A 25,225-nucleotide genomic window follows, 5' to 3' on the forward strand; every position below is an offset into this window, starting at 1 on the left:
AGCCTGCTCGCGATAGCGGTGTGTCATTCAGCAATAATGTGTCTGACATGGCCTCATCGCGAGCAGGCTCACTCCTACAGGGGACCGCGTACAACCGAAGAATTTGTGTGGACACCGATATGACCCAACGCTGCAATTCCTATTACACCGCCACCCTCAACCAGGACACCGACTACCCGACCCTGCAGGGCCGGCACCAGGTTGATGTGGTGATCATCGGCGGCGGTTTCACCGGCGTTGCCACCGCCGTCGAACTCGCCGAAAAAGGCCTGAAAGTCGCCATCGTCGAGAGCCACAAGATCGGCTGGGGCGCCACCGGGCGCAATGGCGGACAAGTCACCGGCAGCCTCTCCGGCGACGGTGCGATGCGCAAACAGATGCGCCCGAAGCTCGGCGATGAAGTAGACGATTTCATCTGGCACCTGCGCTGGCGCGGGCATGAAATTATCCGGCAGCGGGTCGAGAAGTACGGCATCCAGTGCGACCTCAAACACGGCCATCTGCACGCCGCCTACAAGCCAAGCCACATGGACGGTTTGCGCAAGGATTACGACGAAGCCGTGCGCCGCGGCCTGGGTGATGAAGTCAGCCTGCTAGACCGCAGCCAAGTGCGCGACCTGCTGCAAAGCGATCTCTACCACGGCGCGATCAAGAACACCCGCAACATGCACCTGCACCCGCTCAACCTGTGCATCGGCGAAGCGCGGGCGGCGCAAAGCCTCGGCGCCTTGATCTTCGAAAACAGTGAAGTGCTGGAGATCATTCACGGCAAGAGCCCGGGTGTGCGCACCGCACACGGCCAGATCGATGCCAATCAGGTGATGCTCGCCGGTGACGTCTATCACAAACTCGAACCGGGTCAGCTCAAGGGCAAGATTTTCCCGGCCATGGGTGGCATCGTCACCACCGCGCCGCTGGGTGATCTGGCGCGGCAGATCAACCCCGAAGACCTCGCGGTGTACGACTGCCGTTTCGTTCTCGACTACTACCGCCTCACGGCTGACGGTCGCCTGCTATTCGGTGGCGGCGCCAACTACAGCGGCAAGGATTCACGGGACATCGCCGCCGAACTGCGCCCATGTATCGAGCAGACCTTCCCGGCGCTCAAAGGGGTGCAGATCGACTACCAGTGGAGCTGCGCGATGGGCATCGTGATCAACCGCATCCCGCAACTGGGCAAGCTCTCGGACAACGTCTGGTATTGCCAGGGCTACTCGGGCCACGGCATCGCGACGACGCACATCATGGGCGAAATCATGAGCCGCGCGATCACCGGGCAAATGGAACAGTTCGACACCTTTGCGCAGTGCCAACACATCCGGGTACCGATGGGGGATTGGCTGGGCAATCCGTTGCTGGCGGCGGGGATGTGGTATTACCAGATGCTTGAAAAGTTGCGTTGATCGCACTGGCCCCATCGCGAGCAGGCTCACTCCTACAAGGGAAACGCGTTCCAACTGTAGGAGTGAGCCTGCTCGCGATGAGGCCATCAGCCTCAGCACAAAATCTCAGTCGGGCAACTGCCCCCTCCATTGAAATGCACTCCAAATGTGGGAGCGGGCTTGCTCGCGAAGAGGCAGCAGCCTCACTACATATCTCAGTCCGGCAACTGCCCCCCCATTGAAATGCACTCCAAATGTGGGAGCGGGCTTGCTCGCGAAGAGGCCAGCAGCCTCACTACAAATCTCAGTCAGGCAACTGCTCCCACATTGAAATGCATTCCAAATGTGGGAGCGGGCTTGCTCGCGAAGAGGCCAGCAGCCTCACTACAAATCTCAGTCAGGCAACTGCTCCACCACAATCCCCAATCGCCGATAATCCTCGACGCTCCCCGACGCCAGGTGCCGCTCCGTTATCAGCGTATGCAGGCGCGTACATGCAGCCACCACAAACGGCTCCACCGCCCCCAGCTTGTCCGCGGTGGTCACCGCAATCACCCGCGCCGCGCTGTCGAGCAGCGCCTGTTTCACCGGCACTTCATCAAAATGCAGCGAGGTGACGCCCACCTCCGGGTGAATCGCACAGACGCCGGTAAACGCCAGATCCGCCTTGATCCCGGCCAGCATGCGCACCGCCTCGTGCCCGCTGGCCGACATCGTGCGCGGGTTCAGTTGCCCACCGGCCAGAATCACCTTCACCCCCTTGTATTCCGACAAGGCAATCGCTGTCATCGGCGCGGCGGTTACCGCAGTGATCTGGATATCCGCGCGCAACGAGCGCGCCACCTGCAGCGCGGTCGAGCCGGAATCGAACAGCACAATCTGCCCGTCCTCGACCTTTTGCGCCGCCAACTGCGCCAGACGCACCTTCACCTCATCAGTCTCATCCAGCCGGGTGAAGTAATCCTTGCCGCTGTCCTTGGGCTTTGGCAGCGCCCCGCCATGCACGCGCTGCACCAGCCCGGCGTTGTCCAGCTCGGCGAGGTCGCGGCGAATGGTGTCTTCGGACACGGCGAAGTGCTGGCTCAACTCGGAGGCCATGACCTTACCGTCGCGTTCGAGGATCAGGAGGATTTTCTGCCGGCGCAGGGACGGGAGTTCGGTGACCGAATGATCGTGCATGGTTTCGCCTGTTTATGCTTGTAGTTGCAGGTTTGCCGAGACTAGCGAAAGCCTCGGGCCAACACAAACCGGCCGGCATCAATTGTTTCGATCATTGGAATCAACATGCCGAATTTTTTCTTTGCATTCAGCCTGTTCAGAATGGCCTCACTTTAAAAAGGCTCAGGATGAACAGCTGATGAATCTCAATTTTGCGTTTGCGTGCATGATCGTGGTGTCTTTTGCGATTGCGTTGGGCCACGCCTGATCCGTCACACCGACGCCGCCAGATGCTCACGCAACCATTTGTGTGCCGGATCGCGATGCGCGCGCTCGCCCCAGAACATCGCCATTTCGTAGCCCGGCACCGGCAACGGCGCATCGACTACCTGCAACGCCGGGTTGTCGCGAACCAAGCGTGACGGCAGCATCGCCACCAGATCGGTACTCGCCAGCACCGACATCACCATCAGAAAATGCGGCACCGACAGCACCACTTTGCGCGCCAGACCAACCTCGGCCAGCGCCTTGTCAGTTACCCCAAAAAAGCCCCCGCCCTCGCGCGACACCATCACGTGTTCCAGCGCACAGAACTGTTCGCGGGTCGGTTTACGCTTCAAACCCGGATGACCGACACGCCCGGCCAACACGTAATGCTCGGTGAACAGCACCCGTTGATGCAGATCCAGCGGCGCCTCTTCGGTGATGTGCAGCGCCAGGTCAAACACGCCCTGCTCCGCTTGCCTGGCCAACTGCGCCGGCATCAGATCGAGCACCGCGAGCCGCGTGCCCGGCGCCTGAAGGCGCAAACCACTAAGGGCTGGCAGCACCACCGTCGATTCGCCGTAATCCGTCGCCGCGACTTTCCAGACATGCCTGGCCTGCGCCGGATCGAAGGCACTGGCCGGGGCCACCGCGCGTTCCAGTGCTTCCAGCGCCTCGCGCAACGGCTCGCGCAATTCATCGGCCCGCGCCGTCGGGCGCATGCCCCGTGGTCCCGGCAGCAACAGCGGGTCGCCGAAGATCTCGCGCAGCTTGGCCAGGTGCACGCTCACCGACGGCTGCGACAGGCTCAACCGCTCTGCGGCGCGGGTTACGTTGTGTTCTGCCAACAACACGTCTAGGGTCAACAGCAAGTTGATATCCAGACGTCGTAAATTATTCATGGCTATACCTGACATATCAGACATTCATTTCCAATATACCGATCAAGGATTGATCCTGCCTGCATTCAACCAAGGAGTTGCAACATGAATGTGCTACTGGTCTACGCCCACCCCGAACCTACTTCGCTCAACGGCTCGCTCAGGGACTTCACCGTCCAGCGTCTGCAAGCCGCCGGTCACACCGTGCAGGTCTCCGACCTGTATGCGATGAACTGGAAAACCACGATCGACGCCGATGACGCCCCCGGTCGCGATGAAAGCCGACCATTCCACGCCTCGATCGATTCAAAACTGGCTTACCAACAGGGCCGGCAGTCGGCTGACATCGCCCGCGAGCAGGAAAAACTATTGTGGGCCGACGCGCTGATCCTGCAGTTCCCGCTGTGGTGGTTCACCATGCCGGCGATTCTCAAAGGCTGGGTCGAGCGCGTGTATGCCTATGGGTTTGCCTACGGTGTCGGCGAGCACTCCGATGCGCGCTGGGGCGAGCGCTACGGCGAAGGCAAGATGAAAGGCAAACGCGCGATGCTGCTGGTCACCACCGGAGGCTGGGATTCGCACTACAGCCCGCGCGGAATCAACGGGCCGATTGATGATCTGCTGTTTCCGATTCAGCACGGCGTGCTGTTCTACCCCGGTTTCGACGTGGTGCCGCCATTTCTGGTGTACCGCGCCAGCCGCATGGATCAAGCGCGGTTTGCCGAGACCTGCGAGGCGCTGGGCACGCGTCTGGATGAGTTGTGGAGCACGCGGCCGATTGCGTATCGGCAGCAGAATGCCGGGGATTATGAGATTCCAGCGTTGACGCTCAAGGATGATATCGCCCCGGGTGAGGAAGGCTTCGCCGCGCATTTGCGTTGATGCCTGGAAAAGATCGCAGCCTTCGGCAGCTCCTACACAGGAATCAGGTTTTCCCTGTAGGAGCTGCCGAAGGCTGCGATCTTTTGCTTTCAGACAGACACCACCCGTGCCGTGCGCACGAACAGCGCATGCGCCTTGTCCCAGAAATTGCCGCCGAGCACAAAGAAACTGCCGATGAACATCAGGTCACCCAGCAGTTGCAGCTGCCACAGATTGGGGCGCAATCCCGGCCAGAAATTATCGAAATACGGTTCCAGAAACGCCGTCAGCAGCGGCAGCCAGAACATCACCACGCCGATCCGGTGCCGCATCGGCCCGACCTGATCGACCGGGGTCGGAATGATTCCCGACACATAACTGCCGATCTTGCGCTTGAGTTCGGCAAACCCGGCCTTGCCCATCACCGCGATCACCAACAGCAACAGCACCTTGTTGCTGATAAACAGCACCCCGGTCAGCGCCGCGACTTTCGAGCCGGGTACATCGAGGCTGGCCGCCAGTGGCACCATCAGCCACGAGCCGAGCATCACGCAAATGATTGCCACGCCGGCCTTGAAGCGCCAGGTGGCAGGGGTGCTCGGTACAACCGAATCCTGTGAGGTGTCCATGGTTTCGTACCTTTTGATCGAGGGCGCGAGTGGTTGAGGAGCGCTTGAAAAGCGTAGCAGCAGAATCGCCCGATCAACCCGCCATCTGCCGTCTATGCTCCAGTGATATTTGCGACCCGGGACACGCGCAATGCCTGCAACCACCGCCCTGCTGACGCGGCCCGGCCACCTGTTGTTGCTCGGCGCCTTGAGTTTGAGCGGTTGCGTACGTCTGGGGCCGGACTTCCAGCCGCCGGGCGAGGCCTGGAGCAAGCAGTGGAACAGCGCCGCGCTGGAGCAGGCCAGTGAACGCGCCGAGCAACCAGACCTGCGCCAGTGGTGGCAAGTGTTCGCCGACCCGGTGCTCGACCGCCTGATCGCCGAAGCCGATGCGCACAACAGCAGCCTGAAAATCGCCGGGCTGCGGGTGCTCGAGGCCCGCGCACAATTGGGTATCGCCGAAAGCGCCCGCTATCCGCAACTGCAGCAGCTGGGCGTCGACAGCCTTTACGTCGACCGTCATCAGTCCGGTGGCAACAACCCGCAGAACCGCCAATTCTGGCAACACAGCGCAGCGTTCGATGTCGGCTGGGAGCTGGATTTCTGGGGCCGTTTCAGCCGCGCCATCGAGTCGTCCGATGCCAGTTACTTCGCCGCCCAGGCCAACTACGAAGACGCTCTGGTGTTGCTGCGCGCGCAAGTCGCCGACACCTATTTTCTGTTGCGCACCACCGAAGCGCGGCTGCGGGTCGCCCGGGAAAACGCCGCCCAGCAGAAACGCAATTTCGAGATCACCGAAAAACTGTTCAACAGCGGCCAGACCGCCGAACTCGATCTGCAACAGGCGAAAACCCAGTACCTGGGCACGCTGAGCAGCATTCCGGTGTTCGAAGATCAGTTGCTGCGCACGCGCAACGCGCTGGCGGTGCTGGTCGGTCAGCCGCCCGGTGGCGCGGCGCTGCTGGCTGAGCAAACGGGGTTGATTCCGCTGGTCGATCGCGCGGTGTTGCAAGACGTCCCGGCCAACCTGTTGCTGCGCCGCCCCGATGTGCGGGCGGCAGAACTGAACGTGGCTGCGCAATCAGCGCTGGTCGGGGTCGCCGAAACCGATCTGTACCCCTCGCTGACTTTGCTCGGCAGCATCGTCTGGTCCACCGACACCCTCAGCGCCACCCCGCGCAGCCTCGACCTGATCGGCGGCCCGAGCTTGCGCTGGAACCTCTTCGATTACGGGCGGATCCGCAACAACATCCGCGTGCAGGACGCACGCCTGCAGCAACTGATCGAAGCCTACCGCGACAAAGTGCGCCAGGCCGCGCGCGAGGCCGACGATGCCGCCAGCGGGCTGAGCAAAGCGCTGCAGCGCGAACGTATTTTGCGTGAGGCCGAAGGCGCGGCGCGGCGTTCGCTGGTGCTGGCCAACACGCAATACCGCGAAGGCTATTCGGACTTTCAACGGGTGCTCGACGCCCAGCGTGCGCTGCTGGAGTTGCAGGACAACTATCTGGTCAGCCGCAGCGACGCGGTGAGCAACCTGATCGCCCTGTACAAGGCCCTCGGTGGCGGCTGGCAAAGCAATGCACCCCAAGTCGATGAGCCCACCCGACAACAGATGCAGCAGCGCACCCACTGGGGCGACTTGCTCACCGCACCGCCCGCCCCACCGGCGTATCCCCTTCCACCGCAGGTAAGCCCTCATGACTAACGCCACGCCTCCCGCGCCCGCCCCGGTTCAACCTGACCCGGCGAAAAAAGGCATCCGCTGGGTGCTGCTGTTGATCGTGCTGAGCCTGGCATGGTACCTGCTGGCCGACCGTTACACGCCCTACACCCAGCAGGCGCGGGTCGGCGCATTCGTGATTCCGGTAGCGGCGGAAGTCGCGGGGCGGGTGATCAAGGTCAACGTGCGCAACAATCAGGACGTGAAGGCTGGCGACATCCTCTTCGAACTCGATCCACAGCCGCTGCAGATTGCCGTCGACCGCGCCCGGGCGGATCTGGAAAACACCCGTCGCACAGTTGGCGCCAGCACCGCAGGCATCGCTTCGGCCCAGGCGTCGCTGCGTGCAGCCCAAGCCGATGAACTCAAGGCGCGCCAGGACAATCGCCGGCTTGAAGGCTTGTACAAAGAAGATCCGGGCACGGTGTCCGTACGACTTCTTGAAGTGTCCCGGGCCAACCATACAGCGGCGGTCAGCAAGGTCGCCGCCGCTCGGGCCGAAGTGCTGCGTGCCCAGGAACAGGAAGGCGGCAACACCGACACCAACGCCAAACTGCTCAGCGCCGCCGCCACGCTGGCCAAGGCTGAACTCGATCTGGCCAACACCCGCATCGGCGCGCGCTCGGCGGGACTGATCACCGACCTGCGCACCGACGTCGGCCAGTTCGCGGCTGCCGGCAGTCCGGTGATGACACTGATCACGATCCAGGACGTGTGGGTCAGCGCCGACCTCACCGAGAACAACCTCGGCCGCGTGCAACCCGGCACCCCGGTGGCGATCGTCCTCGACGCGCTGCCCGGCGAAGTCCTCGACGGTCGCGTGCGCAGCGTCGGCTATGGCGTGAGCGTCGGCCAGACGCCTGCGCCCGGCACCTTGCCAAGCATTCAGAACAGCCGCGACTGGCTGCGCCCGGCGCAACGTTTTCCGGTAATCATCGAGTTCAGCGACGAGGCGAAAAAGCGCCTGATCGACAGTCGCGCGATCCGCGCCGGTGGGCAGGCGGAAGTCATGGCCTTCCCCACCGAGGGCAATCTGCTCAACCCACTCGGGCGGGTGTTTGTCTGGTTAATGAGCTGGCTGTCGTATGCCTACTGAGCGCAGCGTGCCGGCGCAACGGGCCTTGCGTCTGGCGTTCGGCACGGCGTTGTGCACCGCTGCCAGTTACGGTTTCGCCTTGCCGCTATCGTTTCTGTCGCCAGTGCTCGCGGTGTTGCTGCTCGCCAGCATGCCCCGGCCATTGCCAGTCAAAATGGCGCTGATACTGACTTTGGTCGCCGCGCTTACCACCAGTCTCGGACTGTTGCTGGTGCCGTTGCTGCGGTATTACCCGGTGTGCGGCGTGCTGCTGATCGGTGTTGGGCTGTTTCTGGTGTTCACCTACGGTTTGCGCGGCGGCAACGTGCTGATCATGACGTTCCTGGTGATCGGCATGACCATGATCTCTGCCGCCGGCTTCGCCTCATTCGAGCTGGCGATGGCGGTGATCGGCGCACTGGTCAAGGGCCTGTTGCTGGCCGTCGTCATCGTTGGCCTGAGCCACGTCCTGTTCCCGGAACCGGCCAACAGTCCCGCGTCACCACCCGCCCCCGCCCTGCCCGCCGAAGACGTGCCCCGCGTAGCGTTGCGCGCAACATTGATCGTGCTGCCGACCTTCCTGCTGGTGCTGATCGACCCCGCCAGCTACCTGCCGATCATCCTCAAAGCCGTCAGCCTCGGCCAGCAAAGCACCACCACCCGCACCCACCATGCCGGGCGCGAACTGCTCGGCTCGACCTTGCTCGGCGGACTGCTGGCGGTGCTGTTCTGGTGTGCGTTGAGCCTGTTCGTACACCTGTGGATGTTCTTTCTGTGGATGCTGCTGTTCGGGCTGTTGGTGGCGCGCAAACTCTATCGGTTGCACCCGACGCAACTCACCCCGGGGTTCTGGCTCAACACCCTGATCACCATGATTATCCTGCTCGGCCAATCCGTTGAGGACAGCGCAGCGGGCAAGGATGTCTACAGCGCATTTGCGGTGCGCATGGGGTTGTTCATTCTGGTGACGCTGTACGGCACGTTGATGATGCATGTGCTGGTCGCGCACCGGTCCGGCGTCAACGCGTAATCAGCTTTGTTCCCGTACTCGCCGCATCTGCACCAACAACGCCGGCGCAAAGTGCAGCAGCACCATCCGCGCCAAGTGGTGAGTGAGGATGAACACCACATTCAGCCCGCCGGCAAACGCGACAATCGCAATCGTCTCGATCGCCCCCGGCATGTACGCCAGCCACAGCGACAGCGGATCACTGCCCAGCCACCGCGCCGCCACTTCGGCAAATGCCGCCGCCACCACGATCATCAAGCCAACCGATACCAACGCCGTGCGACCATGCCGCCCCAGCTCCGCAAGGCCAAGCCCCTGAAAACGCGAGCCGATCCGCACGCCAAGAATCAGCGCCGCCAGATTCAGGCTCCAGTCCGGCATGTGAAAGCCATGCAGCCATCCCGATTTCACAAACACCGCCGTCAGCAGAATCGCCGTCAACATGAACGGCGCCGGCACGCCGATCACCAAAAGCAGTCGCCCGATAACGACGCTCAAGCCGATCAGCGCCAGCACGGTCAACGCCATGCCCGTGCTCAGCGGAGCGTTTTCAACCATTGCCACCGAGGCCTGCCCGGGAATCAAAAAGCTCACCAGCAGCGTGATCAACAGCAAGCGCATCAGGTGCACGATGATGACCTTGCTCGAAGCCTTTTCCGACTCCAGCAAATCGAACACTGCCGCCAGTGCGCCGGGGTACACCGCGAGTAGCGCATCGGTGCGATTCCAGCCTGCGCCGCGAGTCAGCCACCATCCGGCGAGGGCGATCTGTACAGTTAGGCATAGAAGCAGGACGCCGAGGCTTGGCAACATCGCCGAAGCCGTCGCACTGTCCCACGCTTCGAACATCAGCCCGGTGGCGATGCCCAGCGTGACCTGGATGTAGCCCAAACCATAAGGCGTCGCGGGGGCAAACCCGAACTTGGTGGCGACCAATGCGGTGACAAGAATCGCCCCCAGCAACAGGCCATGAGGAACACCGCTGACCTGCAACGCAGCGCCGACAGCGGCCGCGATCAACAAACACAGAATCGATTTCATATTCTTCGCCTTCCTGGCTATTCAACTGACCCGACATCAATCCCCTGTAGGAGCTGCCGCAGGCTGCGATCTTTTGATCTTGATCCTAAAAAACAAAATCAAAAGATCGCAGCCTTCGGCAGCTCCTACAGGGGGTATTCGTTCTTACGCGCGCAACCGCCCGATCGCCCGCCGATACTTCTCGATCCGCTCCAGATCCTCCCAACTTGGCGAGGCAATCCGCGACAGGTCGCTGTTCTCTTCCAGATCCGCCAGCTTGACCACCCGTCCGATCGGGTTCTGCGCCGCGCGGTCGACGAAATCCTCGTAGGACTCGCCCGGCACTTTGGTCACGGATTCAATAGCGCTCAGAACCTCTTCGCTGAAACCTTCCTTGCGCAAATCATCGAGGCTGATGCCGCAATCCTCGACCACATCGTGCAGCACGGCGACGATGCGTTCTTCCAGTGTGCTCATGCGCAACATGACTTTCAGCGGATGCAGAATGTACGGCGCACCGCCCTTGTCGACCTGCCCGGCATGGGCGGTGGCAGCGATGGCGATAGCGCGTTCGAGGGTCTGGGTCATGGGAGTCTCCGTGGGTTAAACGCCGTATCGGCCGCCGACGTGGATGTTGCGTTTGAGCCAGTTGCGGATCGCTTCAAGCCGTCCGGTTGGCTTCGCAGGCCCGGAATGACGTTGAAGAATCAGCGAGACCACGGTGGACTGATCGGCATTTGGATGGGCATCGATCAACTCGGCAACCCACGCGCAGTCAGCCTTCCTCAGGTGTTCACGCCACTCGCCCGGCCAAGCATCCAGCTCATTCAGCGCCAACCATCGCGCACCGCCGTGTTCCATGTGCCCGCCGGACATCGACTGCTCGAAACAGAAAGGCGAGTCTGGCTTTGCAGGATCGATGTGAAACAGATAGATGTCGTGGAATGGATGCTGCGAGGGGGTCGCGTTATTGCGGCTGCCAATTTCGATCATGGGCAATGTTCCAATCCTTGGGCGCTGAATGTTTCCGATTGTTTCGCAGTGTACGCGATAGGAGCAAATCAAAAACCCGATGGAACCTCCCTCCTCCACGCCGTCTCGAAACTATAAAGCGCCAACATCATCGATCAGACCCGGCGCCGTTGAAGAGGAAACCCCGATGAACACTCGCTTCCTGCTTCTGATCGCCACCTTCGCCGTCATCCCCACCTGCGTCATGGCCGAGGGCTGCGATGTCCAGACCCAATCCTCCAGCGCCTCGGTCCCCGCCGTGGAAACCCACAGCTGCTACGAATACGAAGGCATGCCCGTCAACTCAATCGACTGGTCGTGCAGCAACGAAAGCAAAGACATGCTCAGCAGCACTAAAACCAAGGTCGAACATTGTGCCGACCACTATCAGGCCACGTGTATCGCCACGATCACCCAGGAATCCCTGGCCAACCCGCACTCCACCAGCAAAGACAAAAAAGCCAAGGCGCTGAACATCCCCGACAACGCCCAAGTGACCACCTATTACTACGACGTGGAGCATCTGCCGCAGGCGCGGATTGATTGCGAGAACGGGGGTGGGCATTGGAAGGCGAAATAACGGCGTTCGAGCGCGCATGAAAAAGGGACACCGATGGGTGTCCCTTTTTGCTCTAAATGGTGGGAAATCAATGCTTCATGGCTTCACACTGATTGCGCAAGTCCGAATTCCGGATGCTCGAACAAGTGCTGCCCTTCTTCGCCTCACAAAATGCACGCTGATCGCTGTCATGGATGCTGGAGCAAGTACTGCCTTTTTCAGCCTCACACGTAGCGCGCAAATCCGAATCACGAATGCTCGAACAGGTGCTGCCCTTTTTCGCCTCGCAGTAAGCGCGCTGGTCGCTGTCGCGAATGCTCGAACAAGTACTGCCCTTCTCCGCTTCGCAGGACGCACGCAAATCACTGTCCCGGATTGAGGAGCAAGTACTGCCTTCCTGCGTGGCCTGGCAATAATTGCGCTGATCGCTGTCACTGATGCTGGAACAACTGGCAAACGTGTAACCGCTGAACATCAACAACATCGCAAAAATCAGTTTCATCTCACACTTCCTTGGCTTGCCAGGAAACAGCCTGGCACTGGTTTATCCGTTTCAAATGAGCGTCGCGACACGCCATCAAATTGACATCGTTTTTTAGGAAAGTTCCGGGGCGGGGATGAGGGCTGGATTTTGGGATCTGAAAACATCGTAGGAAATGACCGCGCGCATTGAGGGAGCTTGTTGTAACTCGACTGCGAAGCTGCACCAAACTCGGCAGGTTATTTTTCCCGGATACGCCGCAGGCCTTGATTTACGTGGGTTGCACCGCCGAACTGAAGCCAGCTCTTTAGCTAAACGTGGTGAGTTCGTGCCCTACAGGCTGATTGCGGCAATGGGAATCGGTGCCTAGAGTGGGTCTGTCGCTGAACGAATTTGGCGATAGGGTTTCGCAGCCCTGACGATACGTGTAGTAACCTGACGCCCCCCAAAACGGTGGCGGTCGCAATCGCGCCCGACAACCGCACAATGGTGGCTGTGTGTGGGAGATCTTCGGGTCTGCCGGGTTCCTCGTATCCTCGGTCTGCGAACCCGCACATGGCTACCACCCTTCGACTCGCAGCGAGCGGCAGTAGCTCTTCTCACAGATACGAGGAAACTTTACTTATGCCGATGGATAAACCGCTCCGCAATTACGCGAATATGTCCCACCCCGCCACTGAGCAGCCCGTCCTGTTCGTAGATGCCGACGCGCCACTGAGTGACCTCCACGCCTGCGTCAGCGAGCGCCTGAATGCAGTCCTCAAATATCTGGACCTCATGGCCTGCGTCCACTTCCCCGATCATGCTGAACACGACATCAGTACCGTCACCACCATCGCCAGGATCATGGTGCAGGATGTGGCTGATGTGTTGCGGGTGATAGAGAAGCGGGAGACTAAGGGCCTTAGTTAGGACTGATAACGCTCCAGCAACAGAAATCACGCCTCTTTTACGAGTTTGCTCAGGGCGAATTCTCCATACCGCTCAGGAACCACCTTTCCTTTCTCAGAACTGACTGTGGAATTCGGGATATCAATTTGATAGCTTCGATGCCAGCCATAGGCCATCAGCAGTTCGGCAAGCAGCAAATGCCGAGTATTTAGTGACTCAAGGCTGTGATTTTTCTAACTAATCCTCGAAAAAGTAAGGAAGAAAAAATGACAGACAGACGACCTATTAATCCCAACGTGAACGTTCCAAAACCTGGCGGTGGTGAACATCCCCGCTCTAGGAACAACGATGGCCAAATCCGCGACAAGCGCAGTGATGCGGGCAAACCAAAGAAAAAATAAATATAAAGATGACAGATTATTAAATTAGATCTGTCAACTTTTTTGTCTAGAATCCGAAAACAGGGACATAGCATGTTATTTCCTCAAGATATAATAGAAACACTTGCAAATTGCGCATACTGGGCAGACAAAGAAATCCGCAGCGAACTAAGCGACGGCATTATAGAAACTGAGAACGACTACACGTCAAACTTAACAGGCGCTTTAAGACGAGAAATAAACTCTAGAAACATAGAAAACCTACGTGCCACAGTAAAAATTCTAAGCCCGACCCTAGAAAGGGAAAACGGAGCAGACGCCTGTATAATATTTGAGAATACCACTCACTTTAAAGTTGGAATATTTGAGGCTAAATGGCCTCGATTAAAACACACAAAGACTACTGGGACTCTATTCAAAAAAGAACGAGGCAATCCCACTTTCACGACCAGCTAACTAGACAATCGATGCAAGCACACGTGCTTGCCGTTTGGGAAATGTTCTATTGCGAATATTCGTACGGAAAACAGCCTAACTTCATGGAGGATGATCTTTCCACCTGCGTTTGGCATTCAGATGCGTTAACAGCATCAAACTCTAGAAGCAGCAACACAACACCATGGACTGATATAGAGCTACAAAAATTACTTTCCGCTCACAAAACCAACCTTCCAGATATTGTTAGACAAATCTGCGAATGTACTCAAGGGCAATTACTACAAAAAAAATCGCACAAAAATACTTTCGAAGACTTTGGACTACCGCAAACAGCACTTATTATTTCTTACAACGCAGACTTCAACGACAAGTCATAAAGATCGATCACAAATGGCCAACCCAACAAGTCACTTCACCAACAATCAAGACTAATATCCCACTTCCACAAAGCATTGCCTAAGAGGTTAAAATGAAAGAATCGCAGACTACGCCCTCAATAGATGGATTCGTGTTAAATCTAGCGGAGCTAAAAAGTGGAGATGTAATTCTAGAGGCTGGATACAAGCCACATAGCGAGGCCATAAAAATAAAAACAGGAAGCCACTACTCACACGCAATGATATTTCTAGAAAACTCAATATTCGAATCAACCATGTCTGGCTCAGTATTCACAAGAGTTCCAAATAGATTCTACGTAAAAAACGAAAAAGACCTGAAGGTAATTCGTCACAAGACAAGTTTATCGAATGAATCACTAGAATTTATAACCATGCATGCAAGAACCAGTATCGGAACTTCATACAGCATTTCCGAGGCAATAATATCATCTAAAAAAAACCGACCCTCGACCAAAAAAAAACAACAGCCAATTTTGTTCGCGCTTTGTAGCCGAATGTTTGAACGCCGGAGGAATAAAAGCAGTAGACAACATACATTACTGCACGCCGGCAGAGCTTGAAGACTCCGGTGAATTTAGCGAAGTCCAGAATGCCGTTAAAAAAGCAACACCTGAGGAAATGAAGCATGCCACTTCAGGAAAGTTGCATCCAAAACATCAAAAAGCAACCGTAGAATGGATAAAAAAAGCAAAAAAACTATTAAAACCAAATAACAACAAAGTCCAAACATCTGGAGATATATTTCAAGCCATACTCGACACAAAAAATTTAAAACTTGATCGAGCAGTCGCAAAGGCAATGATCGAGAGCGGCTATACAGACAACTACAACGACGACAAGGAAATAAATACGTATAGATACGACGCTGAGGAATTTTCCACACGGCTCAAGAATGGCGACATATCCATTGAGGAGGAGGTCAGAAAAGAAATATCCATATTTCGACTACAAATGAAGAATATAAAAATAAGCAGGCAAAACGTAAATATTACACTTGGCACCTACCGAACACTAAAACTAGAATACGAAATATGTAAAAACATTCTCGAAACAGTCAAAAACAGAATGGATATTCTTATAGAAGCGTGCGAAACCAACAAAATATTCTCACCCAGCATAGACATTGCCAAGAGAATTTCTAATGAAATCGAAAGCGAAATTATTCAAAAAACAGAATAATTTCAACTTAGCACAGGTATAGATGCCTATAACTACAGAGCCGCTAACGCATCGCGGCTCGACCAACTTTAGACGTATAGCTCAAGACAAACACCTAATTAATAGAAGGTTTCTCCTCAAAAATTCGCCGGCGTATTCGCACTAATAATCTCCGCCTCATCCGCCCCAATATTCCGGAACTTATGCGGCAGCGTCGTCGGAAAATAATACCCATCCCCCGCACTCAACACGCTCACCTGCCCATCCACCGTCAACTCAACCGTGCCACGCGTCACCAACCCACACTCCTCGCCTTCCGAGTGAACAATCGGCTCTTCCCCCGAACTCGCGCCCGGCGCGTACTGCTCGCGCAGCAGGCGCATCTGGCGACTTGGGACCGAGGCGCCGATCAGCAGCAGGCGCAGGCCGTGGCGGCCGAGGTCGGGTTGTTCGTTGGCGCGGAAGACGTATTGGTGTTCGCGCGGGGGCTGGTCGAAGGTGAAGAAGTCGGCCAGGGACATCGGGATGCCCTCGAGCAGCTTTTTCAGCGAGCTGACGGAAGGACTGACGCGATTCTGTTCGATCAGGGAGATGGTGGCATTGGTCACGCCGCTACGCCGGGCCAGCTCGCGCTGGGAGAGTTTGTAGCTTTCGCGTACTAGTTTGAGTCGAGAACCCGTATCCATGACAGCCTTATGTGAGAACGACTTAAGGGCGATGGGGGTGGGTGGCGGGTGACGCGCCGGGGGCGCGGATCACGTTGCTCCCGTGTCCCGGAACCGTGAAAGGCGGCTATTAAATCACGTTTGCCGGTGTTGCTCAGCAGGTTCGATGGACGGTGCGGTAAAAGTCCTTCTGGCCTTGTTAATACGGCAACTGTGGGAGCGGGCTTGCTCGCGAAAGCGGTGTGTCAGGCGATATGTGTGTTGGCTGACAGAGCCCATTCGCGAGCAAGCCCGCTCCCACAGTTGGATCTCTTTTGTGTCAGTTAACTGGGTAGCGGTTGTCAGGCCGGCTCCCACGTTTGGACATCGGCGGTGTTGCTACAGCATTAAAAAACCGGCGGGGTCCTGGGGGCCGCCGCCGGGGAGGTAACTTAGATGCCGAAACGGTCGCGCAGCGAGTAGTAGACGGCGCCGAGGGCGGTCAACGGGGCGGAGAAGGTGCGGCCGCCGATCATTGGCATGTGCGGGAGTGAGGCGAAGGCGTTGAAGCGTTCGGCGTCGCCGCGGATCATTTCCGAGATCAGTTTGCCGGCCAGGTGCGAGCAGGTGACGCCGTGGCCGCTGTAGCCTTGCATGTAGTAGGCATTTTTCTCGATGCGGCCGAATTGCGGCATGCGTGACATGGTCAGCAGGAAGTTGCCGGTCCAGCGGTAGTCGATTTTCACGTCCTTGAGCTGCGGGAAGGTCTTGAGGATCTTCGGCCGGATCAGTTGTTCGATGTCATCCGGTTCCCGCGCGCCGTAGACCACGCCGCCACCGTACAGCAGGCGGTTATCGGCCGTCAGGCGGTAGTAATCCAGCAGGTAGTTGCAGTCTTCGACGCAATAGTTGTTGGTGATCAGGCTGCGTGCCTGCTTCTCGGTCAGCGGTTCGGTGACGACGATCTGCGAGCCGCACGGCATGCTCTTCGCGGTCACGCGGTTGTCCAGACCTTGCGGCAGGTAGGCGTTGCCGGCGATCAGCAGGTACTTGGCGCGTACCTGGCCTTTGGCGGTGCGCACAACGTTCGGTTCGCCGTATTTGATTTCCACGGCAGCCGATTGCTCGTAGATCTTGCCGCCCAGGCGCACGATGGCCGCTGCTTCACCGAGGGCCAGATTCAGCGGATGAACGTGACCGCCCTGCAGGTCCAGCAGACCGCCAACGTAGGCGTCGGAGCCGATTTCGCGACGAATGTCAGCGGCGTCGAGCATCTTCAGGTTCTGGTTGCCGTAGCGTTCCCAACTGCGCTTCTGCTCGGCCAGACCGTTGAGCTGTTTCTTGTTCATCGCTGCGAAAATGCCGCCCGGGCGGTAGTCGCATTGGATGTCGTAGTCCTTGATCCGCGAACGGATGATGTCGGCACCTTCGAAGATCATGCTGCCGAGGATTTCCGCCGTCTTGTCGCCGTAGCGCTCTTCGATCACATCGACGTCACGACTGTAGGAGTTGACCAGTTGCCCGCCATTGCGGCCACTGGCGCCGTAGCCGACTTTCGCCGCTTCCAGCACCGTCACCTTGTAGCCGGCTTCGGTGAGGAACAGCGCCGAGGACAGGCCGGTGTAGCCGGCGCCGATGATGCAGACATCGCACTCGACCGACTCTTCAAGGGTCGGGAAGTCGATGACTTCGTTGCGCGTGGCGGCGTAGTAGCTGTTGACGTGTTGTTGCTTCATTTTATTGTTCTCCGAGGGTCGCCCTTCAAAGGCGACCACCGCTGTAGAAAATCAGAGCTTGATCCAGGTCGCTTTCAGCTCGGTGTACTTGTCGAACGCGTGCAGCGATTTGTCGCGACCGTTGCCCGACTGTTTGAAGCCACCGAACGGTGCGGTCATGTCGCCGCCGTCGTACTGGTTGACCCAGACGCTGCCGGCACGCAGGCCACGGGCGAAGGTGTGCGCCTTGCTCAGGTTGCTGGTCCAGACGCCGGCGGCGAGACCGAAGATGCTGTCGTTGGCGATCTGCAGCGCTTCTTCAACGGTGTCGAAGGTGATCAGCGACAGCACCGGGCCGAAGATTTCTTCGCGGGCGATGGTCATCGCATTGGTCACGCCATCGAAGATCGCCGGTTGCACGTAGAGGCCACCGGTTTCTTCGAGGGTGCGCTGGCCGCCGGCGATCAGTTCGGCGCCCTGCTCGCGGCCGATGCTGATGTAGCGCAGCACGTTGTCGAGTTGGCGCTGATCGACCACGGCGCCGACAGTGGTGACAGGGTCAAGCGCGTGCCCCGGTTTCCACGCTTGCAGCGCTTCCACCAGCAGCGGGATGAATTGCTCGCGGATCGAACGCTCGACCAGCAAACGCGAACCGGCGGTGCACACTTCGCCCTGATTAAAGGCAATGGCTCCGGCCGCAGCCTGAGCTGCCGCGCGCAAGTCCGGGGCGTCGGCAAACACCACGTTCGGGCTCTTGCCCCCGGCTTCGAGCCAGACGCGTTTCATGTTGCTCTGGCCGGCATAAATCATCAGCTGTTTGGCAATCGCCGTGGAGCCGGTGAAGGCCAGCACGTCGACGTCCATGTGCAGCGCCAGCGCCTTGCCGACGGTGTGGCCGAAGCCTGGCAGGACGTTGAACACGCCTTTCGGAATGCCCGCGTCCAGCGCGAGTTGCGCGATGCGAATCGCGGTCAGCGGAGATTTTTCCGATGGCTTGAGAATGAACGAGTTACCCGCCGCCAGGGCAGGGGCGAATTTCCAGCTGGCCATGATCAGCGGGAAGTTCCACGGCACGATCGCGGCGACTACGCCGGATGGCTCACGGGTGATGAGGCCGAGTTGGTCGTGTGGGGTGGCGGCGACTTCGTCGTAGATCTTGTCGATGGCTTCGGCACTCCAGCGGATCGCGTTGGCGGTCGCCGGAATGTCGATGCTCATGGAGTCGCTGATCGGTTTGCCCATGTCGAGGGTTTCCAGCAGCGCCAGCTCTTCCTGGTGTTGCAGGATCAGATCAGCGAAGCGGATCAGGATGCGTTTGCGCTCGGCCGGGGCTTTGTGCGCCCACACACCGGAGTTGAACGACTGACGGGCGACTTCGACGGCGAGGTTGGCGTCGGCTTCATCGGTGCTGGCCACGGAGGCGAGAAAACGGCCGTCGACGGGGCTCAGGCATTCGAAGGTGGCGCCGCTGATCGCGGGGCGGTATTCACCGTTGATGAACGCGCGGGATTCGATGGTCAGGGACTGGAAGCGTTGTTCCCAGTCGTTGCGGGTGCTGGTCATGGTTGTGGCTCGACAAGGGGGAATTGGGGGTGTCGTATCTGGCTTGAGATAGCTGCCCTCACCCTAGCCCTCTCCCAGAGGTAGAGGGGACCGACCGAGTTGTCTCGGGAGTTGCGCCGACCTGAATGACCGAGTCGATTATGGATTCGGTAAAGCAGGTTCAGGTCGCAGGATTTCCCAAGCATCCCCGGTCAGTCCCCTCTCCCTCCGGGAGAGGGTTAGGGTGAGGGGCTCTTGGCTTTTGAGGGCCGAAACCATCACACCGTATGCAGATACCAGTTGTACTCAAGGTCGGAGATCGAGTTCTCGAACTCGGCCAGCTCGCTTTCCTTGCACGCGACGAACACGTCGATGTACATCGGGTCGATGTACCTGGCCATGACTTCGCTGTCGTCCAGCTCGCGCAGTGCGTCGCGCAGGTTGTTCGGCAGGCTCTGTTCGTTCTGCTCGTAGCTGTTGCCTTCAACTGGCGCGCCTGGCTCGATCTGGTTGGTCAGGCCGTGGTGAATGCCGGCCAGCACCGAAGCCATCAGCAGGTACGGGTTAGCGTCGGCACCGGCCACGCGGTGCTCGATGCGCACGGCGTCGGCCGAACCGGTCGGCACACGTACCGCAACGGTGCGGTTGTCGATGCCCCAGCTCGGCGAGTTCGGCACGTAGAACTGCGCGCCGAAGCGGCGGTACGAGTTGACGTTCGGGCACAGGAACGCCATTTGCGCAGGCAGGGTCTCCAGCACACCGCCGATCGCGTGTCGCAGCGCGGCGTTCTGCTCGGGATCCTCGCTGGCGAAGATGTTGTTGCCTTCTTTGTCCAGGATCGAAATGTGCACGTGCAGACCGTTGCCCGCCTGGCCCGGATACGGCTTGGCCATGAAGGTGGTGTCCATCTCGTGGTCATAGGCGATGTTCTTCACCAGACGCTTGAGCAACACCGCGTAGTCGCAGGCCTTGATCGGGTCGGAGACGTGATGCAGGTTGACTTCGAACTGCGCCGGGGCGCTTTCCTTGACGATGGCGTCAGCCGGGATGCCCTGCTCTTTCGCGCCTTCGAGGATGTCTTGCAGGCAGTCGACGTATTCGTCGAGATCGTCGATCAGGTAGACCTGAGTCGACACCGGGCGCTTGCCGGAGACCGGCGAACGTGGCGACTGCGGACGGCCGTTCACGTTGTCCTGGTCGATCAGGTAGAACTCCAGTTCGAACGCGGCGCAGATGGTCAGGCCCAGTTCATCGAACTTGCGCACCACGTTGGCCAGCACTTCACGCGGGTCAGCGAAGAACGGCTCGCCCTCGATCTCGTGCATGGTCATCAGCAGTTGTGCGGTTGGGCGCTTCTGCCACGGCTCGATGCTCAGGGTGCCCGGAATCGGGTAGCAGATGCGGTCGGCGTCGCCGATGTCCAGACCCAGGCCGGTGCTTTCCACCGTGGAGCCATTGATGTCGAGAGCGAAGAGCGAGGCCGGCAGGTTGATGCCTTTCTCGTAAACCTTGTGAAGACTGGTGCGTTCGATGCGCTTGCCGCGCACCACACCGTTCATATCCGCAATCAGAAGGTCGACGTACAAAACCTCAGGATGTTTCTTAAGGAATGCGTTTGCTTCGTTGAGTTGAACGGCACGCAGAGGGACCGACATGATGCACCTATTTAGCTGTTAATTATTATGTTCACCGCTGTTTCGCCGAGCCAGTCAATCCGAAAGGCAAAGTGAAGTCAATAGCGAACACCTGGCCGCTCAGCGTTTATTTTTCGGGCTTTTTTTAACACTCTCGTGCCAATGCAGGCGCCGCAAGGTCTGGAATCGTGAAGATTGGATGAGCGGCGTTTAGAATTTTTTACATGGCAGTTGTTAATTAAAATCAACGAGGCTAAGCTCCGGAAAAGCTCGTTCAAGTGTCAAACTTCGAGGTGAATAAAAATGGCATTCAAGCCATTGATCGGCGTTACTGCGTGCGTCAAACAGATTGGCCTGCACCCCTATCACATCAGCGGCGACAAGTACGTACGTGCTGTCAGCGTTGGCGCTCAGGGCCTTCCAGTGGTCATTCCTTCCCTTGGCAAACTGACTGAGATCGAAGACCTGCTCGGTCAACTCGACGGTCTGTTGCTGACCGGCTCACCCTCGAACGTGGAGCCCTTCCACTATCAAGGCCCGGCCAGCGAACCCGGTACGGATCACGATCCGGCGCGGGACGCCACTACCCTTCCTTTATTGCGTGCAGCCATTGCGGCGGGCGTTCCGGTGCTCGGCATCTGCCGTGGCTTCCAGGAAATGAACGTGGCTTTCGGTGGCAGCCTGCACCAAAAGGTGCACGAGCTGCCGGGCATGCTCGATCACCGTGAAGCCGACAGCCCGGACGTGGCCGTGCAATACGCACCGGCGCATGCCGTGAGCGTGTTGGCGGGCGGTGTGTTCGAAGCGCTGGCGTTGCCGGGCGAGTTCCAGGTCAACTCGATTCACAGTCAGGGCATCGACCGCCTCGCGCCCGGCCTGCGTGCCGAAGCGGTGGCGCCGGATGGCCTGATCGAGGCGATCTCGGTCGAGCACAGCCCGACCTTCGCCCTCGGCGTGCAGTGGCACCCGGAATGGCAGGTGCTGGACAACCCGAACTACCTGAAGATTTTCCAGGCGTTCGGCGAGGCCTGCCGGCAACGGGCGGCGCGACGCAACCAGCGCTGATTCAACCCAGGATTTCAAAACTGTTTACTGCCCCCACGGGGTCGGCGGCGGCGCGTGTGCGCATCCGTCATCCGTTAAAACAACAAACCGTAATAACAACAAGTACGACCCAGGCAGCCAGGACGGCGGCGCCGAACAAGCCCTCGGCAGCGCAAGGTCAGTCAGGCATGCGCAATTCCCCTGTAGGAGTGAGCCTGCTCGCGATAGCAGTAGACCAGTCAACAGAGATGTCGACTGAGATGGCCTCATCGCGAGCAGGCTCACTCCTACAGGGGGATATGTAATGACTGAAATTGCGCTTACAGGCTTGCAATCCACTTAAGCCAGGCCACATTGGCCCGGCGACTGAAACCTGTTGGGAGTTTCACATGGCAAACGCCTCCAGCACTTACCGGAAGGCACTTGAAGGCCACCAGCAACCGAAAAAGGTTCTGGTGAAGGTCGATCGAGTCACCAAGAAGTTCGACGAAACCACGGCAGTGGACGATGTGTCCCTGGAGATCCATCAGGGCGAAATCTTTGCCCTGCTCGGTGGCTCCGGTTCGGGCAAATCGACCCTGCTGCGCATGCTCGCCGGTTTCGAGCGGCCGACTGAAGGGCGGATTCTGCTCGACGGTGTGGACATCACTGACATGCCGCCGTACGAGCGGCCGATCAACATGATGTTCCAGTCCTACGCGCTGTTCCCGCACATGACCGTGGCGCAGAACATTGCCTTCGGCCTCAAGCAGGACCGTTTGCCGGCCAGCGAAATCGACGCCCGCGTCGAAGAGATGCTGCGCCTGGTGCACATGACCCAATATGCCAAACGCAAACCTCATCAGTTGTCCGGCGGTCAGCGCCAGCGCGTCGCCCTCGCCCGCTCTTTGGCCAAGCGTCCAAAGCTGTTGCTGCTCGACGAGCCGATGGGCGCGCTGGATAAAAAACTGCGTTCGCAGATGCAACTGGAACTGGTCGAGATCATCGAGCGCGTCGGCGTGACCTGCGTCATGGTGACCCACGACCAGGAAGAAGCCATGACCATGGCCGAGCGCATCGCGATCATGCACCTCGGCTGGATCGCCCAGATCGGCAGCCCGGTGGACATTTACGAAGCACCGGTCAGCCGCATGGTCTGCGAGTTCATCGGCAACGTGAATGCCTTCGACGGCACCGTGGTGGAAGACCTTGAAGGTCACGCGATCATCCACAGCCCGGATCTGCAGCAAAAGATTTACGTCGGCCACGGCGTCAGCACTTCGGTGCAGGACAAGTCGATCACCTACGCAATCCGCCCGGAAAAAATGCTCGTCAGCACCCTCAAGCCAGAGACCCGCTACAACTGGTCCGAAGGCAAGGTGCACGACATCGCCTACCTCGGCGGCCACTCGGTGTTCTACGTCGAGCTGCCCGGCGGCAAGATCGTCCAGTCGTTCATGGCCAACGCCGAACGCCGTGGCGCGCGTCCGACCTGGGACGACAAGGTCTACGTGTGGTGGGAAGACGACAGCGGCGTGGTACTGCGCTCATGAGAACCTTCAATCAGCAATTCCTGCGCCTGGTGCCCAGCGGGCGAAAACTGGTGATCGGCATTCCGTTCATCTGGCTGTTCCTGTTCTTCATGCTGCCGTTCTTCCTGGTGATGAAGATCAGCTTCTCGGAAGCCGCACTGTCGATCCCGCCGTACTCGGAGATCTACACCTACGCCGAACAGAAATTCCAACTGCTGCTCAACATCGGCAACTACACCCTGCTCGGCGAAGATGAGTTGTACCTGTCGGCCTACCTCGGTTCGCTGAAGGTCGCGGCGCTGAGCACAATGATGTGCCTGGTGATCGGTTTCCCGATGGCCTACGCAATCACCAAGACCGGCAAGGAAACGCAAAACGTCCTGCTGCTGTTGATCATGATGCCGACCTGGACCGCGATCCTGATCCGTGTTTACGCGTGGATGGGCATCCTCAGCAACAACGGTCTGCTCAACGCGTTTCTGATGTGGACCGGGCTCACCGACCACCCGATCGAGATCCTCAACACCAATACCGCGGTGTACATCGGCGTCGTCTATGCCTACCTGCCATTCATGGTGCTGCCGCTGTACGCCAACCTCGTCAAGCACGACGGCAGCCTGCTGGAGGCCGCGCAGGATCTGGGGTCGAGCAACTTCAACAACTTCTGGAAAATCACCGTACCGCTGGCCAAGAACGGGATCATCGCCGGCTGCATGCTGGTGTTCATTCCGGTGGTCGGTGAGTTCGTGATTCCGGAACTGCTGGGTGGCCCGGAGACGCTGATGATCGGGCGTGTGCTGTGGCAAGAGTTCTTCAATAACCGCGACTGGCCGGTGGCGTCCGCGCTGGCGGTGGTGATGCTGTTGATCCTGATTGTGCCGATTCTGCTGTTCAACCGCAGTCAGGCCAAAGAGATGGAGGCACGGGGATGAAACGCTTCGGTTTTTCCAAGTTCATGTTGATCTTCGGCCTGATGTTCATTTATCTGCCGATGCTGATTCTGGTGATCTACTCGTTCAACGCCTCGAAACTGGTCACGGTGTGGGGCGGCTGGTCGGTGAAGTGGTACGTCGGCCTGCTCGACAACACGCAACTGATGGGCTCGGTGGTGCGCTCGCTGGAAATCGCCTGCTACACCGCGATTGCTGCGGTAGCGCTCGGCACCCTCGCCGCGTTCGTCCTGACTCGGGTCACGCGCTTCAAGGGTCGCACGCTGTTCGGCGGTCTGGTGACGGCGCCGTTGGTGATGCCTGAGGTGATCACCGGTCTGTCGCTGTTGCTGCTCTTTGTGGCGATGGCGCAGTTGATCGGCTGGCCACAGGAGCGTGGCATCGTCACGATCTGGATCGCCCACACCACGTTTTGTGCCGCTTATGTGGCGGTGGTAGTCTCCGCCCGCCTGCGTGAACTGGATCTGTCGATCGAAGAAGCCGCGATGGATCTGGGGGCCAAGCCGTTCAAGGTGTTTTTCCTGATCACCATTCCAATGATCGCGCCGTCGCTGGCAGCGGGCGGGATGATGTCGTTCGCCTTGTCGCTGGATGACCTGGTGTTGGCGAGCTTCGTTTCCGGCCCGGGTTCGACCACGCTGCCGATGGAAGTGTTCTCGGCGGTGCGTCTGGGCGTGAAGCCGGAGATCAACGCCGTGGCCAGTCTGATTCTGCTGGCGGTGTCGTTGGTGACGTTCCTGGTCTGGTACTTCAGCCGCAAGGCAGAAGCCAACCGCAAGAAAGCGATTCAGGAAGCGATGGATCAAACGGCGAATGAGGCGTGGCAGCCGCAACGCGCCGTCACCGCCTAAGCAACACCGATGAACAACTGTGGCGAGGGAGCTTGCTCCC

24 protein-coding genes are annotated in these 25,225 nt (G+C 58.8%); 13 read left to right on the top strand and 11 right to left on the bottom strand.

Going from position 1 to position 25,225, the window contains the following annotated elements; translation table 11 throughout:
• Positions 1 to 119: 119 nt before the first annotated feature.
• Positions 120 to 1,403, top strand: coding sequence for an NAD(P)/FAD-dependent oxidoreductase (locus tag ACS4NR_RS10600; protein WP_456020040.1), 1,284 nt, complete (start codon positions 120 to 122; stop codon positions 1,401 to 1,403).
• Between the two features lie 372 nt (positions 1,404 to 1,775).
• On the opposite strand, the gene ACS4NR_RS10605 is transcribed toward ACS4NR_RS10600, so the two are convergent.
• Both ACS4NR_RS10605 and ACS4NR_RS10610 read right to left on the bottom strand, forming a co-directional pair.
• Positions 1,776 to 2,561, bottom strand: a complete 786-nt coding sequence (locus ACS4NR_RS10605; protein WP_456020041.1) for a DeoR/GlpR family DNA-binding transcription regulator — start codon at positions 2,559 to 2,561, stop codon at positions 1,776 to 1,778.
• Positions 2,562 to 2,812: 251 nt separating this feature from the next.
• Positions 2,813 to 3,706 carry a LysR family transcriptional regulator gene (locus ACS4NR_RS10610; protein WP_177416196.1) on the bottom strand — a complete coding sequence of 298 codons (894 nt, stop codon included), beginning with the start codon at positions 3,704 to 3,706 and terminating at the stop codon, positions 2,813 to 2,815.
• A gap of 84 nt (positions 3,707 to 3,790) precedes the next feature.
• On the opposite strand from ACS4NR_RS10610, the gene ACS4NR_RS10615 reads away from it, so the two are divergent.
• Positions 3,791 to 4,567 carry an NAD(P)H-dependent oxidoreductase gene (locus ACS4NR_RS10615; RefSeq protein ID WP_258675059.1) on the top strand — a complete coding sequence of 259 codons (777 nt, stop codon included), beginning with the start codon at positions 3,791 to 3,793 and terminating at the stop codon, positions 4,565 to 4,567.
• An 89-nt stretch (positions 4,568 to 4,656) separates the two neighbouring features.
• Here the strand turns inward: ACS4NR_RS10615 and ACS4NR_RS10620 are convergent, their stop codons facing one another.
• On the bottom strand, positions 4,657 to 5,175 hold the full coding sequence (locus tag ACS4NR_RS10620) for a transporter suffix domain-containing protein (protein ID WP_443535892.1): 519 nt from the start codon (positions 5,173 to 5,175) through the stop codon (positions 4,657 to 4,659).
• Between the two features lie 130 nt (positions 5,176 to 5,305).
• Here ACS4NR_RS10620 and ACS4NR_RS10625 point away from each other — a divergent pair, with 130 nt between their 5' ends.
• From ACS4NR_RS10625 to ACS4NR_RS10635, 3 genes are read left to right on the top strand one after another with little or no spacing between them, the layout of a single operon-like run.
• Complete coding sequence (locus ACS4NR_RS10625; protein WP_456020043.1) at positions 5,306 to 6,859, top strand: efflux transporter outer membrane subunit; 1,554 nt, start codon at positions 5,306 to 5,308, stop codon at positions 6,857 to 6,859.
• Positions 6,852 to 7,970, top strand: coding sequence for an HlyD family secretion protein (locus ACS4NR_RS10630; RefSeq protein WP_456020044.1), 1,119 nt, complete (start codon positions 6,852 to 6,854; stop codon positions 7,968 to 7,970). Before ACS4NR_RS10625 ends, ACS4NR_RS10630 begins: the two co-directional genes overlap by 8 nt.
• The gene (locus ACS4NR_RS10635; RefSeq protein WP_456020045.1) at positions 7,960 to 8,979 is read left to right on the top strand and encodes a DUF2955 domain-containing protein; all 1,020 of its coding nucleotides are present in this window, start codon (positions 7,960 to 7,962) and stop codon (positions 8,977 to 8,979) included. Before ACS4NR_RS10630 ends, ACS4NR_RS10635 begins: the two co-directional genes overlap by 11 nt.
• Here ACS4NR_RS10635 and ACS4NR_RS10640 read toward each other — a convergent pair whose 3' ends face one another.
• From ACS4NR_RS10640 to ACS4NR_RS10650, 3 genes are all read right to left on the bottom strand, one after another.
• On the bottom strand, positions 8,980 to 9,999 hold the full coding sequence (locus ACS4NR_RS10640) for an AbrB family transcriptional regulator (RefSeq protein WP_456020046.1): 1,020 nt from the start codon (positions 9,997 to 9,999) through the stop codon (positions 8,980 to 8,982).
• A 144-nt stretch (positions 10,000 to 10,143) separates the two neighbouring features.
• Positions 10,144 to 10,566 carry an HD domain-containing protein gene (locus ACS4NR_RS10645; RefSeq protein ID WP_456020047.1) on the bottom strand — a complete coding sequence of 141 codons (423 nt, stop codon included), beginning with the start codon at positions 10,564 to 10,566 and terminating at the stop codon, positions 10,144 to 10,146.
• A 15-nt stretch (positions 10,567 to 10,581) separates the two neighbouring features.
• Positions 10,582 to 10,971: a hypothetical protein gene (locus ACS4NR_RS10650; protein WP_456020048.1), complete on the bottom strand. Its 390-nt coding sequence runs from the start codon at positions 10,969 to 10,971 to the stop codon at positions 10,582 to 10,584.
• A 166-nt stretch (positions 10,972 to 11,137) separates the two neighbouring features.
• Between ACS4NR_RS10650 and ACS4NR_RS10655 the strand changes: the two genes are divergently transcribed.
• Positions 11,138 to 11,569: a hypothetical protein gene (locus ACS4NR_RS10655; RefSeq protein ID WP_456020049.1), complete on the top strand. Its 432-nt coding sequence runs from the start codon at positions 11,138 to 11,140 to the stop codon at positions 11,567 to 11,569.
• 67 nt (positions 11,570 to 11,636) lie between these two features.
• On the opposite strand, the gene ACS4NR_RS10660 is transcribed toward ACS4NR_RS10655, so the two are convergent.
• Positions 11,637 to 12,050: a hypothetical protein gene (locus ACS4NR_RS10660; protein WP_095136569.1), complete on the bottom strand. Its 414-nt coding sequence runs from the start codon at positions 12,048 to 12,050 to the stop codon at positions 11,637 to 11,639.
• Positions 12,051 to 12,653: 603 nt separating this feature from the next.
• Between ACS4NR_RS10660 and ACS4NR_RS10665 the strand changes: the two genes are divergently transcribed.
• The 3 genes from ACS4NR_RS10665 (at position 12,654) to ACS4NR_RS10675 (ending at position 15,315) form a co-directional block, all read left to right on the top strand.
• Positions 12,654 to 12,941, top strand: coding sequence for a fructose-bisphosphate aldolase (locus ACS4NR_RS10665; RefSeq protein WP_336838801.1), 288 nt, complete (start codon positions 12,654 to 12,656; stop codon positions 12,939 to 12,941).
• A gap of 733 nt (positions 12,942 to 13,674) precedes the next feature.
• Positions 13,675 to 14,115, top strand: coding sequence for a hypothetical protein (locus ACS4NR_RS10670; protein WP_456020050.1), 441 nt, complete (start codon positions 13,675 to 13,677; stop codon positions 14,113 to 14,115).
• Positions 14,116 to 14,634: 519 nt separating this feature from the next.
• Positions 14,635 to 15,315: a hypothetical protein gene (locus tag ACS4NR_RS10675; protein WP_456020051.1), complete on the top strand. Its 681-nt coding sequence runs from the start codon at positions 14,635 to 14,637 to the stop codon at positions 15,313 to 15,315.
• A 116-nt stretch (positions 15,316 to 15,431) separates the two neighbouring features.
• On the opposite strand, the gene ACS4NR_RS10680 is transcribed toward ACS4NR_RS10675, so the two are convergent.
• From ACS4NR_RS10680 to ACS4NR_RS10695, 4 genes are all read right to left on the bottom strand, one after another.
• On the bottom strand, positions 15,432 to 15,980 hold the full coding sequence (locus ACS4NR_RS10680) for a cupin domain-containing protein (RefSeq protein ID WP_007957093.1): 549 nt from the start codon (positions 15,978 to 15,980) through the stop codon (positions 15,432 to 15,434).
• A 410-nt stretch (positions 15,981 to 16,390) separates the two neighbouring features.
• The gene (locus tag ACS4NR_RS10685) at positions 16,391 to 17,674 is read right to left on the bottom strand and encodes an NAD(P)/FAD-dependent oxidoreductase (RefSeq protein ID WP_456020052.1); all 1,284 of its coding nucleotides are present in this window, start codon (positions 17,672 to 17,674) and stop codon (positions 16,391 to 16,393) included.
• A 51-nt stretch (positions 17,675 to 17,725) separates the two neighbouring features.
• Positions 17,726 to 19,216, bottom strand: a complete 1,491-nt coding sequence (locus ACS4NR_RS10690; RefSeq protein WP_456020053.1) for an aldehyde dehydrogenase — start codon at positions 19,214 to 19,216, stop codon at positions 17,726 to 17,728.
• 257 nt (positions 19,217 to 19,473) lie between these two features.
• Entirely contained in the window at positions 19,474 to 20,850 is a 1,377-nt protein-coding gene (locus ACS4NR_RS10695) for a glutamine synthetase family protein (protein ID WP_025111315.1), read from the bottom strand.
• 282 nt (positions 20,851 to 21,132) lie between these two features.
• Between ACS4NR_RS10695 and ACS4NR_RS10700 the strand changes: the two genes are divergently transcribed.
• The 4 genes from ACS4NR_RS10700 (at position 21,133) to ACS4NR_RS10715 (ending at position 25,185) form a co-directional block, all read left to right on the top strand.
• A complete protein-coding gene (locus tag ACS4NR_RS10700) occupies positions 21,133 to 21,894 on the top strand; it encodes a gamma-glutamyl-gamma-aminobutyrate hydrolase family protein (protein ID WP_027611688.1) in 762 nt (253 codons plus the stop codon).
• Positions 21,895 to 22,262: 368 nt separating this feature from the next.
• Positions 22,263 to 23,405 (top strand): polyamine ABC transporter ATP-binding protein, encoded by a 1,143-nt coding sequence (potA, locus tag ACS4NR_RS10705; RefSeq protein WP_041073459.1) that lies wholly within the window; start codon positions 22,263 to 22,265, stop codon positions 23,403 to 23,405.
• The gene (locus ACS4NR_RS10710) at positions 23,402 to 24,316 is read left to right on the top strand and encodes an ABC transporter permease subunit (protein WP_095136576.1); all 915 of its coding nucleotides are present in this window, start codon (positions 23,402 to 23,404) and stop codon (positions 24,314 to 24,316) included. The genes potA and ACS4NR_RS10710 overlap by 4 nt, the downstream gene beginning before the upstream one ends.
• A complete protein-coding gene (locus ACS4NR_RS10715) occupies positions 24,313 to 25,185 on the top strand; it encodes an ABC transporter permease subunit (RefSeq protein ID WP_456020054.1) in 873 nt (290 codons plus the stop codon). Before ACS4NR_RS10710 ends, ACS4NR_RS10715 begins: the two co-directional genes overlap by 4 nt.
• The last annotated feature ends 40 nt before the right edge of the window (positions 25,186 to 25,225 follow it).

The organism is Pseudomonas sp. JQ36, from assembly GCF_053851495.1.

Coding starts and splice junctions, on each gene's coding strand:
- ACS4NR_RS10600 (WP_456020040.1), top strand. CDS start 120: ATGACCCAACGCTGCAATTCCTATTACACCGCCACCCTCAACCAGGAC.
- ACS4NR_RS10605 (WP_456020041.1), bottom strand. CDS start 2,561: ATGCACGATCATTCGGTCACCGAACTCCCGTCCCTGCGCCGGCAGAAA.
- ACS4NR_RS10610 (WP_177416196.1), bottom strand. CDS start 3,706: ATGAATAATTTACGACGTCTGGATATCAACTTGCTGTTGACCCTAGAC.
- ACS4NR_RS10615 (WP_258675059.1), top strand. CDS start 3,791: ATGAATGTGCTACTGGTCTACGCCCACCCCGAACCTACTTCGCTCAAC.
- ACS4NR_RS10620 (WP_443535892.1), bottom strand. CDS start 5,175: ATGGACACCTCACAGGATTCGGTTGTACCGAGCACCCCTGCCACCTGG.
- ACS4NR_RS10625 (WP_456020043.1), top strand. CDS start 5,306: ATGCCTGCAACCACCGCCCTGCTGACGCGGCCCGGCCACCTGTTGTTG.
- ACS4NR_RS10630 (WP_456020044.1), top strand. CDS start 6,852: ATGACTAACGCCACGCCTCCCGCGCCCGCCCCGGTTCAACCTGACCCG.
- ACS4NR_RS10635 (WP_456020045.1), top strand. CDS start 7,960: ATGCCTACTGAGCGCAGCGTGCCGGCGCAACGGGCCTTGCGTCTGGCG.
- ACS4NR_RS10640 (WP_456020046.1), bottom strand. CDS start 9,999: ATGAAATCGATTCTGTGTTTGTTGATCGCGGCCGCTGTCGGCGCTGCG.
- ACS4NR_RS10645 (WP_456020047.1), bottom strand. CDS start 10,566: ATGACCCAGACCCTCGAACGCGCTATCGCCATCGCTGCCACCGCCCAT.
- ACS4NR_RS10650 (WP_456020048.1), bottom strand. CDS start 10,971: ATGATCGAAATTGGCAGCCGCAATAACGCGACCCCCTCGCAGCATCCA.
- ACS4NR_RS10655 (WP_456020049.1), top strand. CDS start 11,138: ATGAACACTCGCTTCCTGCTTCTGATCGCCACCTTCGCCGTCATCCCC.
- ACS4NR_RS10660 (WP_095136569.1), bottom strand. CDS start 12,050: ATGAAACTGATTTTTGCGATGTTGTTGATGTTCAGCGGTTACACGTTT.
- ACS4NR_RS10665 (WP_336838801.1), top strand. CDS start 12,654: ATGCCGATGGATAAACCGCTCCGCAATTACGCGAATATGTCCCACCCC.
- ACS4NR_RS10670 (WP_456020050.1), top strand. CDS start 13,675: ATGGCCTCGATTAAAACACACAAAGACTACTGGGACTCTATTCAAAAA.
- ACS4NR_RS10680 (WP_007957093.1), bottom strand. CDS start 15,980: ATGGATACGGGTTCTCGACTCAAACTAGTACGCGAAAGCTACAAACTC.
- ACS4NR_RS10685 (WP_456020052.1), bottom strand. CDS start 17,674: ATGAAGCAACAACACGTCAACAGCTACTACGCCGCCACGCGCAACGAA.
- ACS4NR_RS10690 (WP_456020053.1), bottom strand. CDS start 19,216: ATGACCAGCACCCGCAACGACTGGGAACAACGCTTCCAGTCCCTGACC.
- ACS4NR_RS10695 (WP_025111315.1), bottom strand. CDS start 20,850: ATGTCGGTCCCTCTGCGTGCCGTTCAACTCAACGAAGCAAACGCATTC.
- ACS4NR_RS10700 (WP_027611688.1), top strand. CDS start 21,133: ATGGCATTCAAGCCATTGATCGGCGTTACTGCGTGCGTCAAACAGATT.
- potA (WP_041073459.1), top strand. CDS start 22,263: ATGGCAAACGCCTCCAGCACTTACCGGAAGGCACTTGAAGGCCACCAG.
- ACS4NR_RS10710 (WP_095136576.1), top strand. CDS start 23,402: ATGAGAACCTTCAATCAGCAATTCCTGCGCCTGGTGCCCAGCGGGCGA.
- ACS4NR_RS10715 (WP_456020054.1), top strand. CDS start 24,313: ATGAAACGCTTCGGTTTTTCCAAGTTCATGTTGATCTTCGGCCTGATG.